The 15,141-nt window shown below is 33.8% G+C and carries 15 protein-coding genes and 3 pseudogenes; 16 read left to right on the top strand and 2 right to left on the bottom strand.

Annotated features, from left to right (window positions below; genetic code table 11):
• Positions 1 to 4 precede the first annotated feature (4 nt).
• A complete protein-coding gene (locus tag KDN24_RS12630) occupies positions 5 to 976 on the bottom strand; it encodes an ABC transporter substrate-binding protein (RefSeq protein ID WP_409972791.1) in 972 nt (323 codons plus the stop codon).
• Positions 977 to 1,279: 303 nt separating this feature from the next.
• Between KDN24_RS12630 and KDN24_RS12635 the strand changes: the two genes are divergently transcribed.
• The 16 genes and pseudogenes from KDN24_RS12635 (at position 1,280) to KDN24_RS12710 (ending at position 13,649) form a co-directional block, all read left to right on the top strand.
• Entirely contained in the window at positions 1,280 to 1,420 is a 141-nt protein-coding gene (locus KDN24_RS12635) for a M28 family peptidase (RefSeq protein WP_491348445.1), read from the top strand.
• Positions 1,421 to 1,591: 171 nt separating this feature from the next.
• Positions 1,592 to 2,101 (top strand): annotated as a pseudogene (locus tag KDN24_RS12640) (alpha/beta hydrolase family protein); the annotation flags it as partial.
• Positions 2,102 to 2,317: 216 nt separating this feature from the next.
• On the top strand, positions 2,318 to 3,235 hold the full coding sequence (locus KDN24_RS12645; RefSeq protein WP_409972792.1) for a DUF3885 domain-containing protein: 918 nt from the start codon (positions 2,318 to 2,320) through the stop codon (positions 3,233 to 3,235).
• 379 nt (positions 3,236 to 3,614) lie between these two features.
• A complete protein-coding gene (locus KDN24_RS12650) occupies positions 3,615 to 4,673 on the top strand; it encodes a phosphotransferase enzyme family protein (protein ID WP_409972793.1) in 1,059 nt (352 codons plus the stop codon).
• Positions 4,674 to 5,069: 396 nt separating this feature from the next.
• On the top strand, positions 5,070 to 5,213 hold the full coding sequence (locus KDN24_RS12655; protein WP_409972794.1) for a hypothetical protein: 144 nt from the start codon (positions 5,070 to 5,072) through the stop codon (positions 5,211 to 5,213).
• Positions 5,214 to 5,394: 181 nt separating this feature from the next.
• A pseudogene (locus KDN24_RS12660) lies at positions 5,395 to 5,820 on the top strand (agmatine deiminase family protein); the annotation flags it as partial.
• Positions 5,821 to 5,833: 13 nt separating this feature from the next.
• Positions 5,834 to 6,460, top strand: a complete 627-nt coding sequence (locus KDN24_RS12665) for a GNAT family N-acetyltransferase (protein WP_409972795.1) — start codon at positions 5,834 to 5,836, stop codon at positions 6,458 to 6,460.
• Between the two features lie 70 nt (positions 6,461 to 6,530).
• Positions 6,531 to 7,280: a class I SAM-dependent DNA methyltransferase gene (locus tag KDN24_RS12670; protein WP_409972796.1), complete on the top strand. Its 750-nt coding sequence runs from the start codon at positions 6,531 to 6,533 to the stop codon at positions 7,278 to 7,280.
• Positions 7,281 to 7,897: 617 nt separating this feature from the next.
• Positions 7,898 to 8,590: a FadR/GntR family transcriptional regulator gene (locus KDN24_RS12675; protein WP_409972797.1), complete on the top strand. Its 693-nt coding sequence runs from the start codon at positions 7,898 to 7,900 to the stop codon at positions 8,588 to 8,590.
• 103 nt (positions 8,591 to 8,693) lie between these two features.
• Complete coding sequence (locus KDN24_RS12680; protein WP_409972811.1) at positions 8,694 to 9,857, top strand: CynX/NimT family MFS transporter; 1,164 nt, start codon at positions 8,694 to 8,696, stop codon at positions 9,855 to 9,857.
• Positions 9,858 to 10,143: 286 nt separating this feature from the next.
• Positions 10,144 to 10,617 carry an RNA polymerase sigma factor gene (locus KDN24_RS12685; RefSeq protein ID WP_409972798.1) on the top strand — a complete coding sequence of 158 codons (474 nt, stop codon included), beginning with the start codon at positions 10,144 to 10,146 and terminating at the stop codon, positions 10,615 to 10,617.
• Positions 10,618 to 10,622: 5 nt separating this feature from the next.
• Positions 10,623 to 11,138 (top strand): hypothetical protein, encoded by a 516-nt coding sequence (locus KDN24_RS12690; RefSeq protein WP_409972799.1) that lies wholly within the window; start codon positions 10,623 to 10,625, stop codon positions 11,136 to 11,138.
• Positions 11,139 to 11,500: 362 nt separating this feature from the next.
• Positions 11,501 to 11,824, top strand: coding sequence for a hypothetical protein (locus KDN24_RS12695; protein WP_409972800.1), 324 nt, complete (start codon positions 11,501 to 11,503; stop codon positions 11,822 to 11,824).
• 43 nt (positions 11,825 to 11,867) lie between these two features.
• Positions 11,868 to 12,119, top strand: coding sequence for a DUF1292 domain-containing protein (locus KDN24_RS12700; protein WP_409972801.1), 252 nt, complete (start codon positions 11,868 to 11,870; stop codon positions 12,117 to 12,119).
• 285 nt (positions 12,120 to 12,404) lie between these two features.
• Positions 12,405 to 12,592: pseudogene (locus KDN24_RS12705) on the top strand (Rrf2 family transcriptional regulator); the annotation flags it as partial.
• Positions 12,593 to 12,743: 151 nt separating this feature from the next.
• Complete coding sequence (locus KDN24_RS12710) at positions 12,744 to 13,649, top strand: NAD(P)/FAD-dependent oxidoreductase (protein ID WP_409972802.1); 906 nt, start codon at positions 12,744 to 12,746, stop codon at positions 13,647 to 13,649.
• 219 nt (positions 13,650 to 13,868) lie between these two features.
• Here the strand turns inward: KDN24_RS12710 and KDN24_RS12715 are convergent, their stop codons facing one another.
• A complete protein-coding gene (locus KDN24_RS12715; RefSeq protein ID WP_491348258.1) occupies positions 13,869 to 15,104 on the bottom strand; it encodes an IS110 family RNA-guided transposase in 1,236 nt (411 codons plus the stop codon).
• Positions 15,105 to 15,141 lie beyond the last annotated feature (37 nt).

A 15,141-nucleotide genomic window follows, 5' to 3' on the forward strand; every position in this document is an offset into this window, starting at 1 on the left:
CATCTTACTTCTTTAATGCCTGTAATAAATTATCTACTAAAGTTTCGGCAGATAAGACGCCACCAAATGTCCATGTATCGCCACCGATATCATAAAGTTGGTTGTTCTTAACAAAGGATAATTCATTCCATGCCTTATTATTTTTCATGTTGTCAAAGAGAGGGTCATCCTTCTGAACAACGTGAAGGAATATAGCATTTTGGTAATTTGAAACACCTTCTACATTAGCTTCAAAAAATCCCCATTCAGCTTCTGTTTGATCTTTAATCACATTTTCTAATCCAACTTGTTCAAGCACATGGCTGACCATTGAGTTTTTGGTAAACAAGCGGAAGATAGGAGCCTGATTCATAGTATAAGCTTGTGTGAAAAGAAATTCTTTTGTAGGAAGATTTAATTGCTCGATTTCCTTTTTCGCTTCACTATATTTTTGCTCTAACTGCTGAATTGTAGTTTCTGCTTCTTTTTCCTTATTTAATAGCTTTGCAGTACGTTCGAAAGAGTTTATAGTATCTGCATATAAATCCTTCGTTGCTTCTTCAGTAGTCGTATTAAAAAAAACTGTTGGTGCGATTTTTTCTAACTCGGCTTTAATATTTTCATGATTGACGAGCGAAAGAATTACATCAGGCTTTAGCTTAGCAATTTCTTCTAGGTTTGGCTCTTGTCTAGTGCCCACATCTACAGCATTTAGATCTAAGCTTTTCCTAATTTTCACCCATTTATTAAATCCTTCAATATCAGCAACACCTACTGGTTGAACATCTAAAGCTAACAGTTCCTCTACTAAATTCCATTCCAAAGCAACAACGCGTTTAGGTGCTTCCTTAAATGTTGACGTTCCTAAAGCATGCTCTATCACAATCTCTTGGCCATTGTCAGCTGACTGTCCTTCTTCTTTTGTACTTTCTTTTTTTTGTGCACATGCAGTAAGTAAGAGAAGCAATGCACATCCTAGAAAGAATAACTTCTTCATTCCTGTTCCTCCTAAAAAATGTTTTATATCTTAATAGATAATGATAATCAATTTCATTAGCATTATATGATAAATGAAATTGATTATCAATATCAATATTGTTAAGTATTTAAGAAACTATTAAATTTTTTCAAAAATAATACCCATCATACTCAGCTATTTGTAGCCATTACAAAGATGCTAAATCAATATATGCAAAGCGAAAAAAAAACATTTTAAAACCAAAAAAAGATGAAATGAACGGTTGATGGGTTGCTAAACTTTATCTTTCTTGTATTGATAATACAAAAGACTGCCCGGATTATGAGCCGGTTACCACCACCTAAAAACACATTGTATTTTATTTTTATTGATGGTGAAGAAGATGGTGTACTAGGAGCAACAGCATTACAAGATCGTAAAGATATATTTGATAATACACGAATTATGATTAATTTCTGGTAAGCTTTATTGTAGTTGCTGCAGCACTTTAGGGTTTAGTAAAAATACTTGCTATAGTATTTGATAGTGTCATTGATGATAATCGTTTTAGGTGACTATGATTATGTAGCCTTTAAAGTGCTTATTCTTATCACGATAGTTTTAAGTGCCTTTATTAGTCATGTTGATGAAATTGCAGAAGGTTTAGAGAAAGCTTTTTCTATCCCTGCTTTTACCTTTAAACATTTAGGCTTAGTCAAAACACATGCTATAGCAGATGCTACTTTATCTGATGAAGAAAATACTTATCCAGTATTATTGTTCTCGCATGGTTTAACAGGCTTTAGAAACCAAAACACTTTTGAAGTAGAAGAATTAGCAAGCCACGGATATATTGTCGTAGGTATCGATCACGCTTATAATGCAGTTGCTACAGTGTATCCAGATGGGCGCACTGCTTATTTAAAGTCTCCTAATTTAACCGAATCTGAATGGGATGATCATATTCAGTTGTGGATGGTTGATGTTGACTTTGTACTCAATCAAATAGAGAAATTAAATCAAGAAGATGAAAAAGGTCTTTCCACAAGACATTTGAATACTTCTCGTATAGGAATGTTTGGGCATTCTTATGGGGGGGCTACTGCTACACAAATGTTAGCTAAAGATGCTCGTATTAAAGCAGCGATTAATATGTATGGCACATAATATGGGGATTTATTACCAGAATCAGGAATAGGGAAGCCTTTCTTATTAATGAGTCATTTGAAAAACTTGCAAAAAAATATTCAAACAGTGAACTTCACTATACCTGATCCAATTAAATAAGTAGATTCTTATGATTAAACCCAACGGTCTGCTTATATCTATACTTCAATAATTATCGAGAGAGATGGTTGAAGAGAACTAAAGGAGAATATTATGGAATTATTTAATCAGTTGATAAAAGGCTCCACAAATTGGATACGATTTGAGTTAGGGCTAGTCGAGTTGGATGGTAGTGACTATAATAAAGAGATGCACTATCGAGCCAAATCTATTTTAAAATTTCTTTTTAAAGATAATGATACCATTTGGTTAATTGCATCTGTTAGTAATCATATTGATTATAAGGGAATTGATTTACCTAATATTAAACGTTTTCTTAGAAACAAAAAATTAATCTATGACGTCAAGTGTAAAACTGTGCCCTTTGAATATGATGAAGAGGATACAGAAATGAGAACTATTCAATATAGCTTAAAAGTTAATAAAGAGGATATACGTTTAGACTATCTTATTAGAGCAATTGGTAATAAAGATTTCCTTCGAAAACCTAGAATAAACGGTAATCTTTATATTGTAAATGAAACAAAAGGCGTTCTATTTCACATGTATGATGATCGTGGATGTGATGTTTTTAGTTTAGATGAAGATACTCTACTGCCTTTATACCATAAGTTTAGAAAGTGGATTTTAGATTATGATCGTGTTGAAATCGATCGTGCTTTTAAAGAAGGTTTATTCAATTGTTATGAAACTACTGAAGAAAAGGAAAAAAGACTTAAAACAAACCGAAGAAAAATAAAGGAAACTAAAATTAACTTATTTCAGGTCAATACATGTCACATTACTCATACCCTTGAAATACCAAATGAATGTGCAAAAGAATTTATTAGTGAAATAGATGAAACAGGATTTAATATCACTATCGAAGATAAAAATAGTGATTATACTACTATTAAAATAACAAAAACAGAGGCTTTGGCACTTGTTGATTATCAAAGTGAACTCATGTTTTTGTATTCAAAAAAATATAAAGGTGAGTATAAAGGATGGTCAGTGAAAAAAGCTTTTTAATTAGAAGAGTTTGAGTATCAGCTATAATCCTTCTTCAACAAACCAGTCAATACGCTTCGTTTCTTCATTCCAATCAAATTTTGGGGTGAGAGAAATTCCTTAGCAAACATTAGATACAGGTACTCTTGTTCAGAATATTACCTATTTTGAAATTGAATAAATATCTTTGTATTTTAACATGACGAAAACTTATTGAGGAGGCAATAAATTAGTGTGGAAGTACAATAGATAGTGTGACATAATATGATTCATATAAGGTAAACTTATATATTATTAATTTTGATAAAAGGTGATTTTATGAAAAATACAGTATTGTTTAATCTTAAAACAAATAGGAGGGGGACTATACTTTAACCCTCCTAGAAACAAGGAGGAAAATATGACTCGGAATGAAGTTATTAAAATCTGTGATGAATTTTTGCTTTCAACCATTTCAAAATTATATGGATTGGAAGAATATCGAATTGGACTGATTTCCCCACACGTGGGAGGGCGAAATATAGTTTATATTTGTGAAAAAGAAGGATCAAAAACAAAAATACTTAGGATTTCTTACTTAAACGACAGGCACCTAGAGGATTATCTCGGTGAATTAGAATATATAAAATACCTATTCAATCATGGTGGCAGTGTTTCAAATGTAATCAGTTCATTAAAGGGGAATATTCTAGAAAAAATTTCCTGTAACGGCAATACGTTTTTTGTCAGCTTATTTGAAAAAGCTAAAGGAAAAATGCTTGTGGAAAACAATTATAAATACCGAGAAGGTGTTGAAATAACTGAATATTATTATAATTGCGGCAAAGTCCTTGGTAAACTGCATCAATTATCAAAAGAATATACTCCTGTTCATAGCAGATATAATTTTTTCGACAAATATAATGAAAACTACATCGATGAGTTGATACCCGATACTCTGTCTTTACTTAAAACAAAACTGAAAATACTTATTAAAACACTGAAAAACTTCAATAGAAGTAGAGCAAATTTCGGTATGATTCATTTTGATTACAATGACGGGAATTATTCGATAGACTTTGATAATGGGCAAATTACGGTGTATGATTTTGATAATTCTTGTTTTGGCTATTATATGTATGACCTTGCTGATCTCTGGACACAAGGGGTTGGGTGGATTCAATTCGATCCAGATCCTAAAAAACGTAGAAAGTTTATGAAAGATTACTTTAATATCATTCTTGATGGTTATAGGTCCGAAACCGAAATTGCTGATAATATGCTAAATAAATTACCAGTATTTATTAACGCGACTATTATGGAAAATATCGTAGACAAGTATGAGGTAATGAAGAATAATGAAAACGCTCCAGTGTGTGACGAGGAGTTAATGTATCTTATAAAGTGTTTGGAGGACGACATTCCGTACAAGGGATTCTTCCATGAAATGTATTCAAGTGATGCACCATTTGAATTTTAAGTAACATAAACCTCTTGAAAGAGCAGATCTCATTGTTAATGGGAGTAGATAAATATTTTTTCACCTAACGAGTAGCTTTTCTTGAATAAGTATTCATTTCCCTAAGTCCAATAAAATGCCAAAAATCCCTACACCTTGATAGAAAATCAGGGATTTTTTCAATGTCTAATGATTGTAGTTTATTTTGAAAACACTACACTACATTCGACATAATATTTTCTAAAATAAATGATTTCTGTAGAGACAAGTCAGTTGATTTTTTACTCTTGTTTGCAGATAACCCCAAATTGTGCTTAAAGGAAATTTTCGTATTGTAAGTTCATCAGAATTTGATATTATCCCTCTTATGTAGACAGTTGTAAAAAAGCCAATACTGTCATACAGGAGGGATTTTCTATGAGAAAAACGAGTCAATATGTAAAAAATAATCCGTTTGAATTTAAGTTGAAAGTAGTATATAAGTTAACAAAGTTAAAAGGGTGTAGAACAGATATGTCAAAAAGCTATCAAGTTACCTGCCTTTTATTAGGAGTGAAGTGATAAAGAAGTTTGTAATCGCAAACTTTTGATCGTTATTAAAAGGGTTGTTCTATTTATATCATAAGTGATAACTTGAGCTTCACACTGTGTGAAGCTTTATAATAGGGGAGGAAAACACAGTATTCTTGTCACGCTAAGATATTTAATTCATCGTACTAGTGGATTAGTCGATTATATGGAATTAGCCATTACTGATTTTCATATTGATAGATTTGCAAAGTTTTACGACGAAAAGACAATCGTCACATTTTTAGAAAACGGTTTGGTCGAATGGGGATTGTTAACTAAGGATATTAAAACACTGTTAAATGCCAAAAATGCTTTAGGTGAGCCTTACACGTATGTATGTTTGCCACTTAGTAAGAATAATGTCACTCTAGAAAATGAAGAAGTATTGGATGAAAAAGGTTCGTATGTGAATTTTTATATAGGGAATAAAGTCGTGTTGGTACCAAACTATAAAGATCCTAATGATAAAATAGCAAACAATATTATCCAAAAACTTTATCATGGGCGTAAAGTGGTTGGTATTGATGTTAGAACGCTTTATCAGCATAATGGGATGATTCATTGTGTGACACAACAACAACCAGTTAGTTTAAAGTGAAAGAGGAATAGTCATGATAATTACGCCAATAACGATTGAACCAACACATTCTAAGTACAATTCTCAGATTAGCCGATTGTATGTTCACGGTTTTCACGGGAAATTTCAAACTCTAACAAACATGAATGAAGACGAGCTTGCTCTTTTTTTCGAAAAGTATTTTGATCAATATTCCACTAATGGAGCAAGCCAAAGAATGATCGCATTACAAGATGGAGAGGTCATCGGAATGATATCTATTATAAGGAAGATCGAGACTACTATAAAGAACAAAAAAAGTAAATTTTCTTGGAGGAGCTTCAAAAGCTTTGGAAAATGGAAAGTATTTAAAATATCCATAGGACTATATTTATTTGACTATAAACCTGAGGAAGGAGAATGCTATATTGCAGACGTTGTGGTGCATCCAGACCATCGAAGCAAAGGAGTAGGAAAATTGCTAATACAGTGGGCGCAGGATTTTGTACTAGCAGACCCAAACCTTGATAGGCTCAGTTTACATGTTTCGGGTAAAAATCCAAGGGCTAGGCATCTATATGAAGGATTATCATTCCATACCCATTTACAGGAGAATAGTATCATCTGGCACTTACTATTTAATGAAAAGGAATGGTATTATATGGTGATGAAAATAAAATAAGTGACCTCTTTTTAAGACAGAGATGATGAATGGTTAAAAGAAATTCGAATAATCGTGAATAGGTGATAAAATGTTGATAGATCACAATAATCTTGAAGAATATCGAGACCCGATAAATTATGATCTTGAATTTGGCGGCGAGATAGAGAAGTACAATTTTTATCTTGAACTTGTTAAATTGAGCCCGGGCGAAGTATTAGAACTTGCATGTGGTACAGGATTAACAACAATACCTTTATCAAAATCAGGGATTAATATTACTGGTGTTGATATTTCTTCTGAGATGCTTGAATATGCGCGGGTTAAAGCTAATGGTTTGCCTGTTTCTTTTATTGAAGCTGATGCTCGCACATTTGATTCTGAAAAGCGTTTTTCAATGATATATTTAACTGGAAATGCATTTCAGGCATTTTTGAGTGATGAAGATCAAATTGCCTTACTAGGAACAGTTTACAAGCATTTAGAACCAAATGGAATATTTGTTTTTGAAACACGTAACCCCATGGGAACTGATTTATCAAGCCAAGAAGAAACAATTTGGGGAGAATTTATCGATAAGGATGGAAATAACGTCAAGGTTTCTGGAATACAATCATATGATGCAAGAAATCATATAATGCACTGGGTCACTTACCGTGATTGTGGATTTAAGAAAACTACTTCTCGAATTGCATGTCGTTTTACCAATAATGATACTCTTAAGTCTTTGTTAACTAGCCATGGCTTTTTTATTGAAAACCAATATTCAGACTGGGATAAAAATCCGTTCTCATCTTTATCCTCATCTATAATCAGTGTTTGCAAAAAAAACGTAAGGTGATTAGTTTTGAACGGAAGAGGAGTCCAGTTCCGTAAATTTGAAGTTAAACTTATGTTTGCCTGAGATAAAAGTTGAAATAGAGATTTGGGCATCTAAATTATAAAATTCAAATACGCTACCTCAAAGCCATGGAAAGTCTAAATTAGATAATTCCATGGTTTTTAATTTCTAAACAATCGGTCCGATTCTGGAGGATCAAAGTTAAAAAATGAGCAAGATTTTTTAATAAAAATGTAAATGCTTCACAAGAAGAACATGTATACCTAATAAAGTGTCAATTAGTGTCCGCGGACTTCAGGCCTAAAACTGCTGAGTAAAATAAGAACATGCTTCCGAATATCCAGCCAACAGAATAAAAGAGGTATGGGAAAACAAAGTCTGTATGTGCTGCCGGTAGAAATTGTATAAAAACTTATATCTAGCTGAAATATAAAACGTTCATTTTGATCATTCTTTTTTTCAAATTGAGCGTTTCTTTTTGTTATACAATCAATGTTTGTAGCTATTTTTTAATCAAACTTTATTCTAAATCAAAATAAATTGCTTGACCAGATCGAAGGGAACATAATATAATCACATAATCCAATCATCCTACGTTTAAAAAGGAGTAAATTAATATGGCGATTGAAAAAGCGAGCCGTTTAACCCTTGTGGAACAAGTAGCGGCACAGATGGAACAAATGATAGAAAGTGGTCAATGGAGAGTCGGAGACAAAATCCCCGCAGAGCCGCAATTGATGGATATGTTTGAAGTAAGCAGAAATACATTGAGAGAAGGGGTCCGATCCTTAGTTCATGTTGGTTTACTTGAAACTCGTCAAGGTATTGGTACCACGGTAAAATCCAACAGTAATTTAGCACTTGCATTGGATAAGAAGATCCGGAAGAGTGATCTTTTGGAATCGTTAGAGGTACGTTTAGGACTTGAACGTGAAGCGGCCCAACTTGCGTGCAATAGAAGAACAGCAGAAGATTTAATACAAATTGAAATTTGTCTTGATGATTGTAAAAAGGCTGCTAAAAGTAATGATCCTTTTCACTTTGCACAGATGGATATTGCTTTTCATAAATCAATTGCTAAAGCCACACACAATAAGATGTTCATTGAGCTGTATGAACATATCACAGATTCTTTGCAAAATTCTATTGATCGAATTATGCGGATCAAAAAACCAGTGAATTTTGAAAATGAAATCCATACAGAGCTTTTTCAAGCAATTAAGGAAAGGAACTCCCAGGCAGCCTTAGAATGTGTTAATCATTATCTGAACGATGCAATAGAAACTCTAAGTACAATGATGAATGAATAAAAGGGTGCATATAACATTCCAAGGAGAAAATATACGAATGAATCAATTAAGCAACAAAAACAGAAAAAACATAAATCTATATTCACAAGGAACTGTACCCATAATGCTGATAATAGGAATTGTATTTATTTCAGCAAATCTGCGAGCACCTTTAACTTCGGTTGGACCTCTAGTTGGCCTTATTAGGGATGATATGAATATTTCAAATACATTGGCAGGTATGGTTACTACGTTACCACTATTAGCCTTCGCGCTTTTTTCACCTTTTGTACCTAAATTAGGACAAAAATTGGGGGTTGAACGAATTATTTTCGTTTCCATCATCTTTCTGACTGTTGGTATTATTATACGTTCCCTATCAGGTGTTGCTGCTTTATATATTGGTACTGCTATTCTTGGTTTAGCTATTTCCGTCGGTAATGTATTGTTGCCTGGCCTTATTAAACGTGAATTTCCTACACGCATTGGCTTTATGACGGGTGTGTATTCCATTTCGATGAACTTATTTGGAGCGATAGCTTCTGGTGTTAGTGTTCCTATTGCAATAGGATTAGGTTTTGGATGGAAAGGCGCATTGGGAATTTGGGGTATTTTAAGCTTTATATCTATTTTATTTTGGTTACCTCAAATGAAATACCGTACAGTGGAAGGAAATACTGTTCATCAAAAAACGGATAGCAGTCATGTGAATTTATGGCGTTCCTCACTAGCTTGGCAAGTAACCTTATTTATGGGACTGCAGTCCATGATATTTTATGTACTTGTCGCATGGCTGCCAGAAATCCTTAAGCAGCAGGGATTAAATTCAAGTCAATCTGGCTGGTTACTTTCAATTATGCTATTGGCTTTACTTCCATTTACCTTTATCGTTCCAGTCATCGCAGGGCGCATGTCCGATCAACGTTCCTTAGTTTCCATTACATCGATTTTGCTTTTAATCGGGACACTTGGGTTACTTTACGGAAGTGCTAACCTAACTGTTATGTGGATCATCGCAATAGGTACAGGGGGAGGCTTCGCATTTAGCCTATCCATGATGTTTTTTGGCTTACGTACAAGTAATGCCGGACAGGCCGCAGAACTGTCTGGAATGGCACAATCAGTTGGGTATCTGCTTGCAGCTATTGGTCCAACCCTTTTTGGATTTATACATGATGCAACCAATAGCTGGACTACTCCACTTTTAATATTAGTCGGTGCATCAGTTCTACTCTTTATATTTGGTCTTGGTGCAGCTAAAGAGCGATATATAGGTTCAACCAAATAGTAAAACTCTTCCTGAACATAATAGAATCTTGAGAAACTAAAAGGGTATCTAATACAGGCTGGAGATTAGTTAAAGCCATCAAGATGCAAGATGGAGACAATATAAAAACAAAAAACACTTCACCTTTAAAAGGAGAGAGGATTTATCTATTACTGATGAGTTCTCACTCTTTTTTTATTAATCTTTGTTATAAATGAATAACAAATCTATTGAATTCTGGGAAAAAATTTTTCTGTTGCACGAATAAACGAAAATGAATCGTATTATGAAGTGAAGGAGGTTGTTTATGAAAACGTTCGCCGGCTTACGTGTTCATGAGATTGTTCAAACTTATAGCGACACCTTAATACGAATTGCTGTGCAGCAGACAAAAAATATGTCTGAGGCAGAGGATATTGTTCAAGAGGTCTATATGACACTTATGAGACAGAAAAAGCCCTTCGATAATGAAGCCCATTTAAAGGCTTGGCTCATCAAAGTGACTTTTAATAAATGTAAGGATTACTTTAAGTCTTCTCGTGTCAAGAGGGCAGTACCGATAACAGAAGAGATGACCTTTATCGCAAAAGAAGAACAGATTGTTCTCCCTGAGATTTTTGAGCTAGATCACAAAGAGAGGGCCATTGTTTATTTACATTATTACGAAGGCTATACGACTGCAGAAATTGCTAATCTATTAGAGATGAAAGTAAACACGGTGGGCTCAAAGCTGAGAAGGGTACGAATGAAGTTGAAAAATATTTTAGAAGAAGGGAGTTAAGTGTGATGAATGCTTATAAGAAAGTGATGAAGCAGATTCATGCTTCTGAAGAATTTAAGAGCAAAGTGCAAAAAGAGATGATGGAATATGAACAAAAAGATAAGAGAGTTTTTATGAAAAATATTAGATTATTGGCTGGAAGTTTAATAGCTTGTACCGTGATTGCTGTAGTTGCTTTAATAAATATAAACAACGATAAAGCGATAGATTTGACGGAAAGAATTGTGGTGGATAATTCAGGCCCTGCTGCAAGTGCAATGCTTAATATAGAAGGAATCATAACGGAAGTTGGAGATGATGGACTGAGCTTTACGTTGGATAACGGCATGGAAGTAGTGGTTACAGATGAAACAAAATTGGGGATAGATGGTCCAACAGCGCCACCTAAGGAAGAACAGTTATTTGAGCCAACATTTAGAGTGGGCAATTTAATTGGCGGTTTTACAGAAGATACGTCCGCAGATCCTGTTACTGCAGCAGTAATTTATACTAACTGGAACTTTGAGAATCCTATTCGATAAGGTTCTGACCTTCGTGAAGTAAAGAAAATAAAAAGTATTTTTGTTCAATAAGGCTTTGTAATGATCTTCTGCAAAAGCGCGCTTTATTTGAATAGGGATTACAAAAATTATCAAATGTAATTATATAAGGAATATTCATTTGAATTTAGAAAAAGCGTATTTTGATCAATCTTTTTTTCAAAACACGCTTTTTCTATTTTACTCCTGTCAGTTCTTTACTGATCTTCTTATAATTTCATCCCATTGAGATAAATTCCATTAATCAAAATAAAGTTGTTTACCTATTCGAAGTAAAATAAGTGATTAATTTTTAATGGTTATACTCAAACTATAAATGATTAAGATAAGTAAGGAGCGACAAGATGCCACGGAAATCTGCACAAACAAATGAAGGGGCGGATAAGGAAAATATTGTTCATTTGCCAAGTAATCAACAAAACAAAGATGAAGTTGGTAACCTTTCTCGTATGTTGGCAGCAGTGTTGGATTATCTGTCAGATGAAGAAGTAGATGAGATTGATGTCCAGTACATTTTGGAAAAAACGGAAGGGCTCCAAGAATGGTGGACTCAATATCGAGAAAGCACCAGGAAACTAATTGAGGAAGAAATTAGAAAATCCTTAGGTGAACTTTCTTTGGAAGAACTACAAAGGATCCGTGAACAGATAAAAGAAAAACAGGATTGAATGTACAGCAGATAAATTAACTGAATCAAAGAGGGGGTTCCTCATGAAAAACATTGAAGTAGGAGAAATCTTTACAAATGACCAAGGCGAGGATATTGAAGTACTGGCAGTCGTAAATATGGAAGGGACAGATTACGTTGCAGTCAGCTTTGTTGAGGATCTTCAAGAAGAAATAGAGGAAGACATTGATATTTTCTTTTTGAAGGTCGATCAGGATGGAGATTTCATAGCCATTGAAAGCGACGAGGAATTTGACAGAGTTTCTTTAGCCTTTGATGAAATAATACAAGAATAAAACTTTACTGTAGTCGGTTCTAGACAGATTCTTTTTTAACTAAAGGGGCAATAGTAAAAGAAGAATTAGTTAATTTTAAGATATGAGTTCATATTTATGTTGTTCTATTAAAGGGCGCAATTCCTGAAGAAGAATTGCGCCTTATTCAGTAATAGGTCCAGAATAGAGCTTTATATATGATAGTTAGAAAATGCAATTTGCTTGACTTAAAATAAATAAGTAGATATAGTGGATTCGCATTATCTTTAATTGAAGTGAACTATTTGGATGTAATATTCAAAAGTGATGAATTATGCACTTCACACGATGTTATTTCTAACAGTTGCTTCTGAGAGACATGTAGGTGTGCATCAACTTGCTGAACGTCAAGAGGTTTTTCTACGTATTTGTCCAAAATATTGACTAAGCTTGTTAAGGATGGAATGGTAGAATCAAATTCCGTTGCTAATGGTGGGTATAAGTTAAGACCTAATTGAATGAATTAAAACATCAAAAAATACTTGATGTAGCAAAACAAATGGCAGTGGCTCCATAAGTCACGCTTTTTACCTCTATTATAGATATTAGAGAGTAATAAAGTTGTTAATTAGTCGATAATAATTTAAAAGTAAAGGGTGGAGAGATATGAATATTTATGATTGTATTATTGTTGGAGCAGGACCAGCTGGATTAAGCTCAAGTTTAACTTTAGGAAGAGCTAGAAGGAAAATTGCTGTATTTGACAATGGCACAAATAGGAATAGAGTTACACATGAGTCACATGGATTTATTACTCGAGATGGTATTAAACCACGGGAGTTTAAAGAGATTGGATTAAATGAGTTGAAAAATTATCCATCTGTGTCCTACTTTAAAAAAACGGTTACTGAAATAACTAAAGATTTCAGTAATGAACTATTTATCGCCAAAACCACGGATGGTCGAGAATTTGTTGCTGAAAAGATTATATTAGCCACTGGTATTCAAGAGGTATTTTCTATTCCAAATGTAAGACATTATTATGGAAAAAGCCTATTTAGCTGCCCGTATTGTGACGGTTGGGAACTAAGGGATAAGCCATTAATTGTTATGGCGGAAACAGAAGAGCATGTACTGCATATGGCTAAAATAATTTATAACTGGTCGAAGGATTTAGTGGTTATAACAAATGGAGTTGAACTATCTAAAGAAGGAGTTCAAGAGTTACACAAACGTAGTATCAAAATAAAATCGGAGCCGATCAAAAACTTAATAGGTGATGACGGTCATCTACAAAAAATTGAATTTGTATCAGGAGAAACTATCATAAGATCAGGTGGGTTTGTTGTTCCATCTTTTTATCGCCCCAATCAATTTGCTGAGAAGCTTGGGTGTGAAGTACATGAAAATGGAACAATTGTAACAGATGGTGTTGGTAGAACAACACAAAAAAATATATATATTGCTGGAGAAACTGAAAAATCCGGACCTTCCTCATTAATGATCTCTGCTGCCGATGGTAATAAAGCTGCAGTTTCCGTAAATACTGATTTAACTATGGAACGTTTTTGATTATAGTAATAATAATTTTGCTTATTCGACATCTAGTTAGAAAGTTAAAAAATACGCCAGCTTCAACGGACTTTGATCTTCCACAAAACCAGCCAATAGTTGTCAACATTTTTTAATAAAAAAATTAAAAATATCATGTTATACTAAATTTGTGTATACCAAATAACCGTCCAAATACTGTGTTTGGAAAGTTCCGGTTAACTCGGTTAAATTGTTAAATCAAGCTAAATCTTGGAAAGAAGTTTTGCTTTTTAAAAGTGCATAAATCCAATGTAGGAGTTTGTTTGCACAAGCTATCACAGCTACTCTAAAAGGTTTTCCTTCTTCCCGTTTTTTATCATAAAACGCTCGTAATCTCTTATTACGAGGAAGGATTTCATCCGTTGTTTTCTGTTTGCGACAGTCACGAATAGCACATTTAACAGCCATATACAAAGCTTGACGTAGTCTGCTAGAGCCTCTTTTGGTAATTCGATTGTAAGTACCTTTGAATGTGCCAGATTCAAAGACACTTGGATCAAGACCGGCAAATGCGACTAGTTTCTTAGGATGATTAAACCTTTCAATTTCCCCAACTTCAGAAATAATCGTGGCTGCGATTTTTTCACCGATACCGGGAATTGATCGGATAATCTTAGATTCTTCAATACTTTTTGCTAAAACATCTATCTCATTTTCAAGCATGGATAGATGTTTTTTGTATTCAAAGAGCATATTAATAAACATATCTAAGCTCAGGGCAAGACTAGAGTATAAAACCTTCTGAAAAGGGTTTTGAGCTGCGGCAGTCATTAGCTTTTCAGCCTGTTTGTTTGCCCATTGTAGTGAACGAGTATTACAGAATTCTTTTATTTTAGCTGTTAATGTTTCAGTATCACCTTTCAAGACATCTTCTGAAGTAGGAAATGCTTGTAATGTCTTTAAAGAAACGTCCGAATATAAATCTCCAAAAACCTTACTATATCCAGGAAAAACTTGATCCAAAACTGCTTGAAATTGTAGTTTGGTTTGTACAAACATGCCTGTGATATTATCGTGCTGTCTCGTAAGATGACGTAAGTTCATAAGTTGGATACCACGCTTTTTATAAGGCTCTAAATCCTCTTTATAATACAGCTCGCAGAGGTGATTGGCATCAATGATATCTGTTTTTACCTTTCGCAAACTAGAACTTTTTGCTTTATAGGAGATGAGTGGATTTACGATAATAATTAAATAGCCTTTGTCCTCAAAATATTGAACAACCGGTGTATGATAATGACCCGTTGATTCCATTACAAGAGGGGGACGTTCTCCTGAAATATCTTCTATCTCTTTAATAAAATCTAATAAACTAGCTAACCCATCAAGATCATGTTTTACTTTGAAACTTTTTTTGTAGGGTTTCTTTCTCTCCAAGTATGCTTGAATCTGACTTTCACCTTTTGCCACATCCAGACCAATGACTGGATTCATTATAAACTTCCTCCTCCAAATATAATTACCGGTACCC

This window comes from Cytobacillus sp. Bva_UNVM-123, assembly GCF_046351715.2.
Taxonomy (GTDB): Bacteria; Bacillota; Bacilli; order Bacillales; family Cytobacillaceae; genus Cytobacillus.

What these genes read in the sequence shown, in the direction of transcription:
- KDN24_RS12630 (WP_409972791.1), bottom strand. Translation starts at nt 976, where the DNA reads ATGAAGAAGTTATTCTTTCTAGGATGTGCATTGCTTCTCTTACTTACT.
- KDN24_RS12635 (WP_491348445.1), top strand. Translation starts at nt 1,280, where the DNA reads ATGAGCCGGTTACCACCACCTAAAAACACATTGTATTTTATTTTTATT.
- KDN24_RS12645 (WP_409972792.1), top strand. Translation starts at nt 2,318, where the DNA reads ATGGAATTATTTAATCAGTTGATAAAAGGCTCCACAAATTGGATACGA.
- KDN24_RS12650 (WP_409972793.1), top strand. Translation starts at nt 3,615, where the DNA reads ATGACTCGGAATGAAGTTATTAAAATCTGTGATGAATTTTTGCTTTCA.
- KDN24_RS12655 (WP_409972794.1), top strand. Translation starts at nt 5,070, where the DNA reads ATGAGAAAAACGAGTCAATATGTAAAAAATAATCCGTTTGAATTTAAG.
- KDN24_RS12665 (WP_409972795.1), top strand. Translation starts at nt 5,834, where the DNA reads ATGATAATTACGCCAATAACGATTGAACCAACACATTCTAAGTACAAT.
- KDN24_RS12670 (WP_409972796.1), top strand. Translation starts at nt 6,531, where the DNA reads ATGTTGATAGATCACAATAATCTTGAAGAATATCGAGACCCGATAAAT.
- KDN24_RS12675 (WP_409972797.1), top strand. Translation starts at nt 7,898, where the DNA reads ATGGCGATTGAAAAAGCGAGCCGTTTAACCCTTGTGGAACAAGTAGCG.
- KDN24_RS12680 (WP_409972811.1), top strand. Translation starts at nt 8,694, where the DNA reads ATGCTGATAATAGGAATTGTATTTATTTCAGCAAATCTGCGAGCACCT.
- KDN24_RS12685 (WP_409972798.1), top strand. Translation starts at nt 10,144, where the DNA reads ATGAAAACGTTCGCCGGCTTACGTGTTCATGAGATTGTTCAAACTTAT.
- KDN24_RS12690 (WP_409972799.1), top strand. Translation starts at nt 10,623, where the DNA reads ATGAATGCTTATAAGAAAGTGATGAAGCAGATTCATGCTTCTGAAGAA.
- KDN24_RS12695 (WP_409972800.1), top strand. Translation starts at nt 11,501, where the DNA reads ATGCCACGGAAATCTGCACAAACAAATGAAGGGGCGGATAAGGAAAAT.
- KDN24_RS12700 (WP_409972801.1), top strand. Translation starts at nt 11,868, where the DNA reads ATGAAAAACATTGAAGTAGGAGAAATCTTTACAAATGACCAAGGCGAG.
- KDN24_RS12710 (WP_409972802.1), top strand. Translation starts at nt 12,744, where the DNA reads ATGAATATTTATGATTGTATTATTGTTGGAGCAGGACCAGCTGGATTA.
- KDN24_RS12715 (WP_491348258.1), bottom strand. Translation starts at nt 15,104, where the DNA reads ATGAATCCAGTCATTGGTCTGGATGTGGCAAAAGGTGAAAGTCAGATT.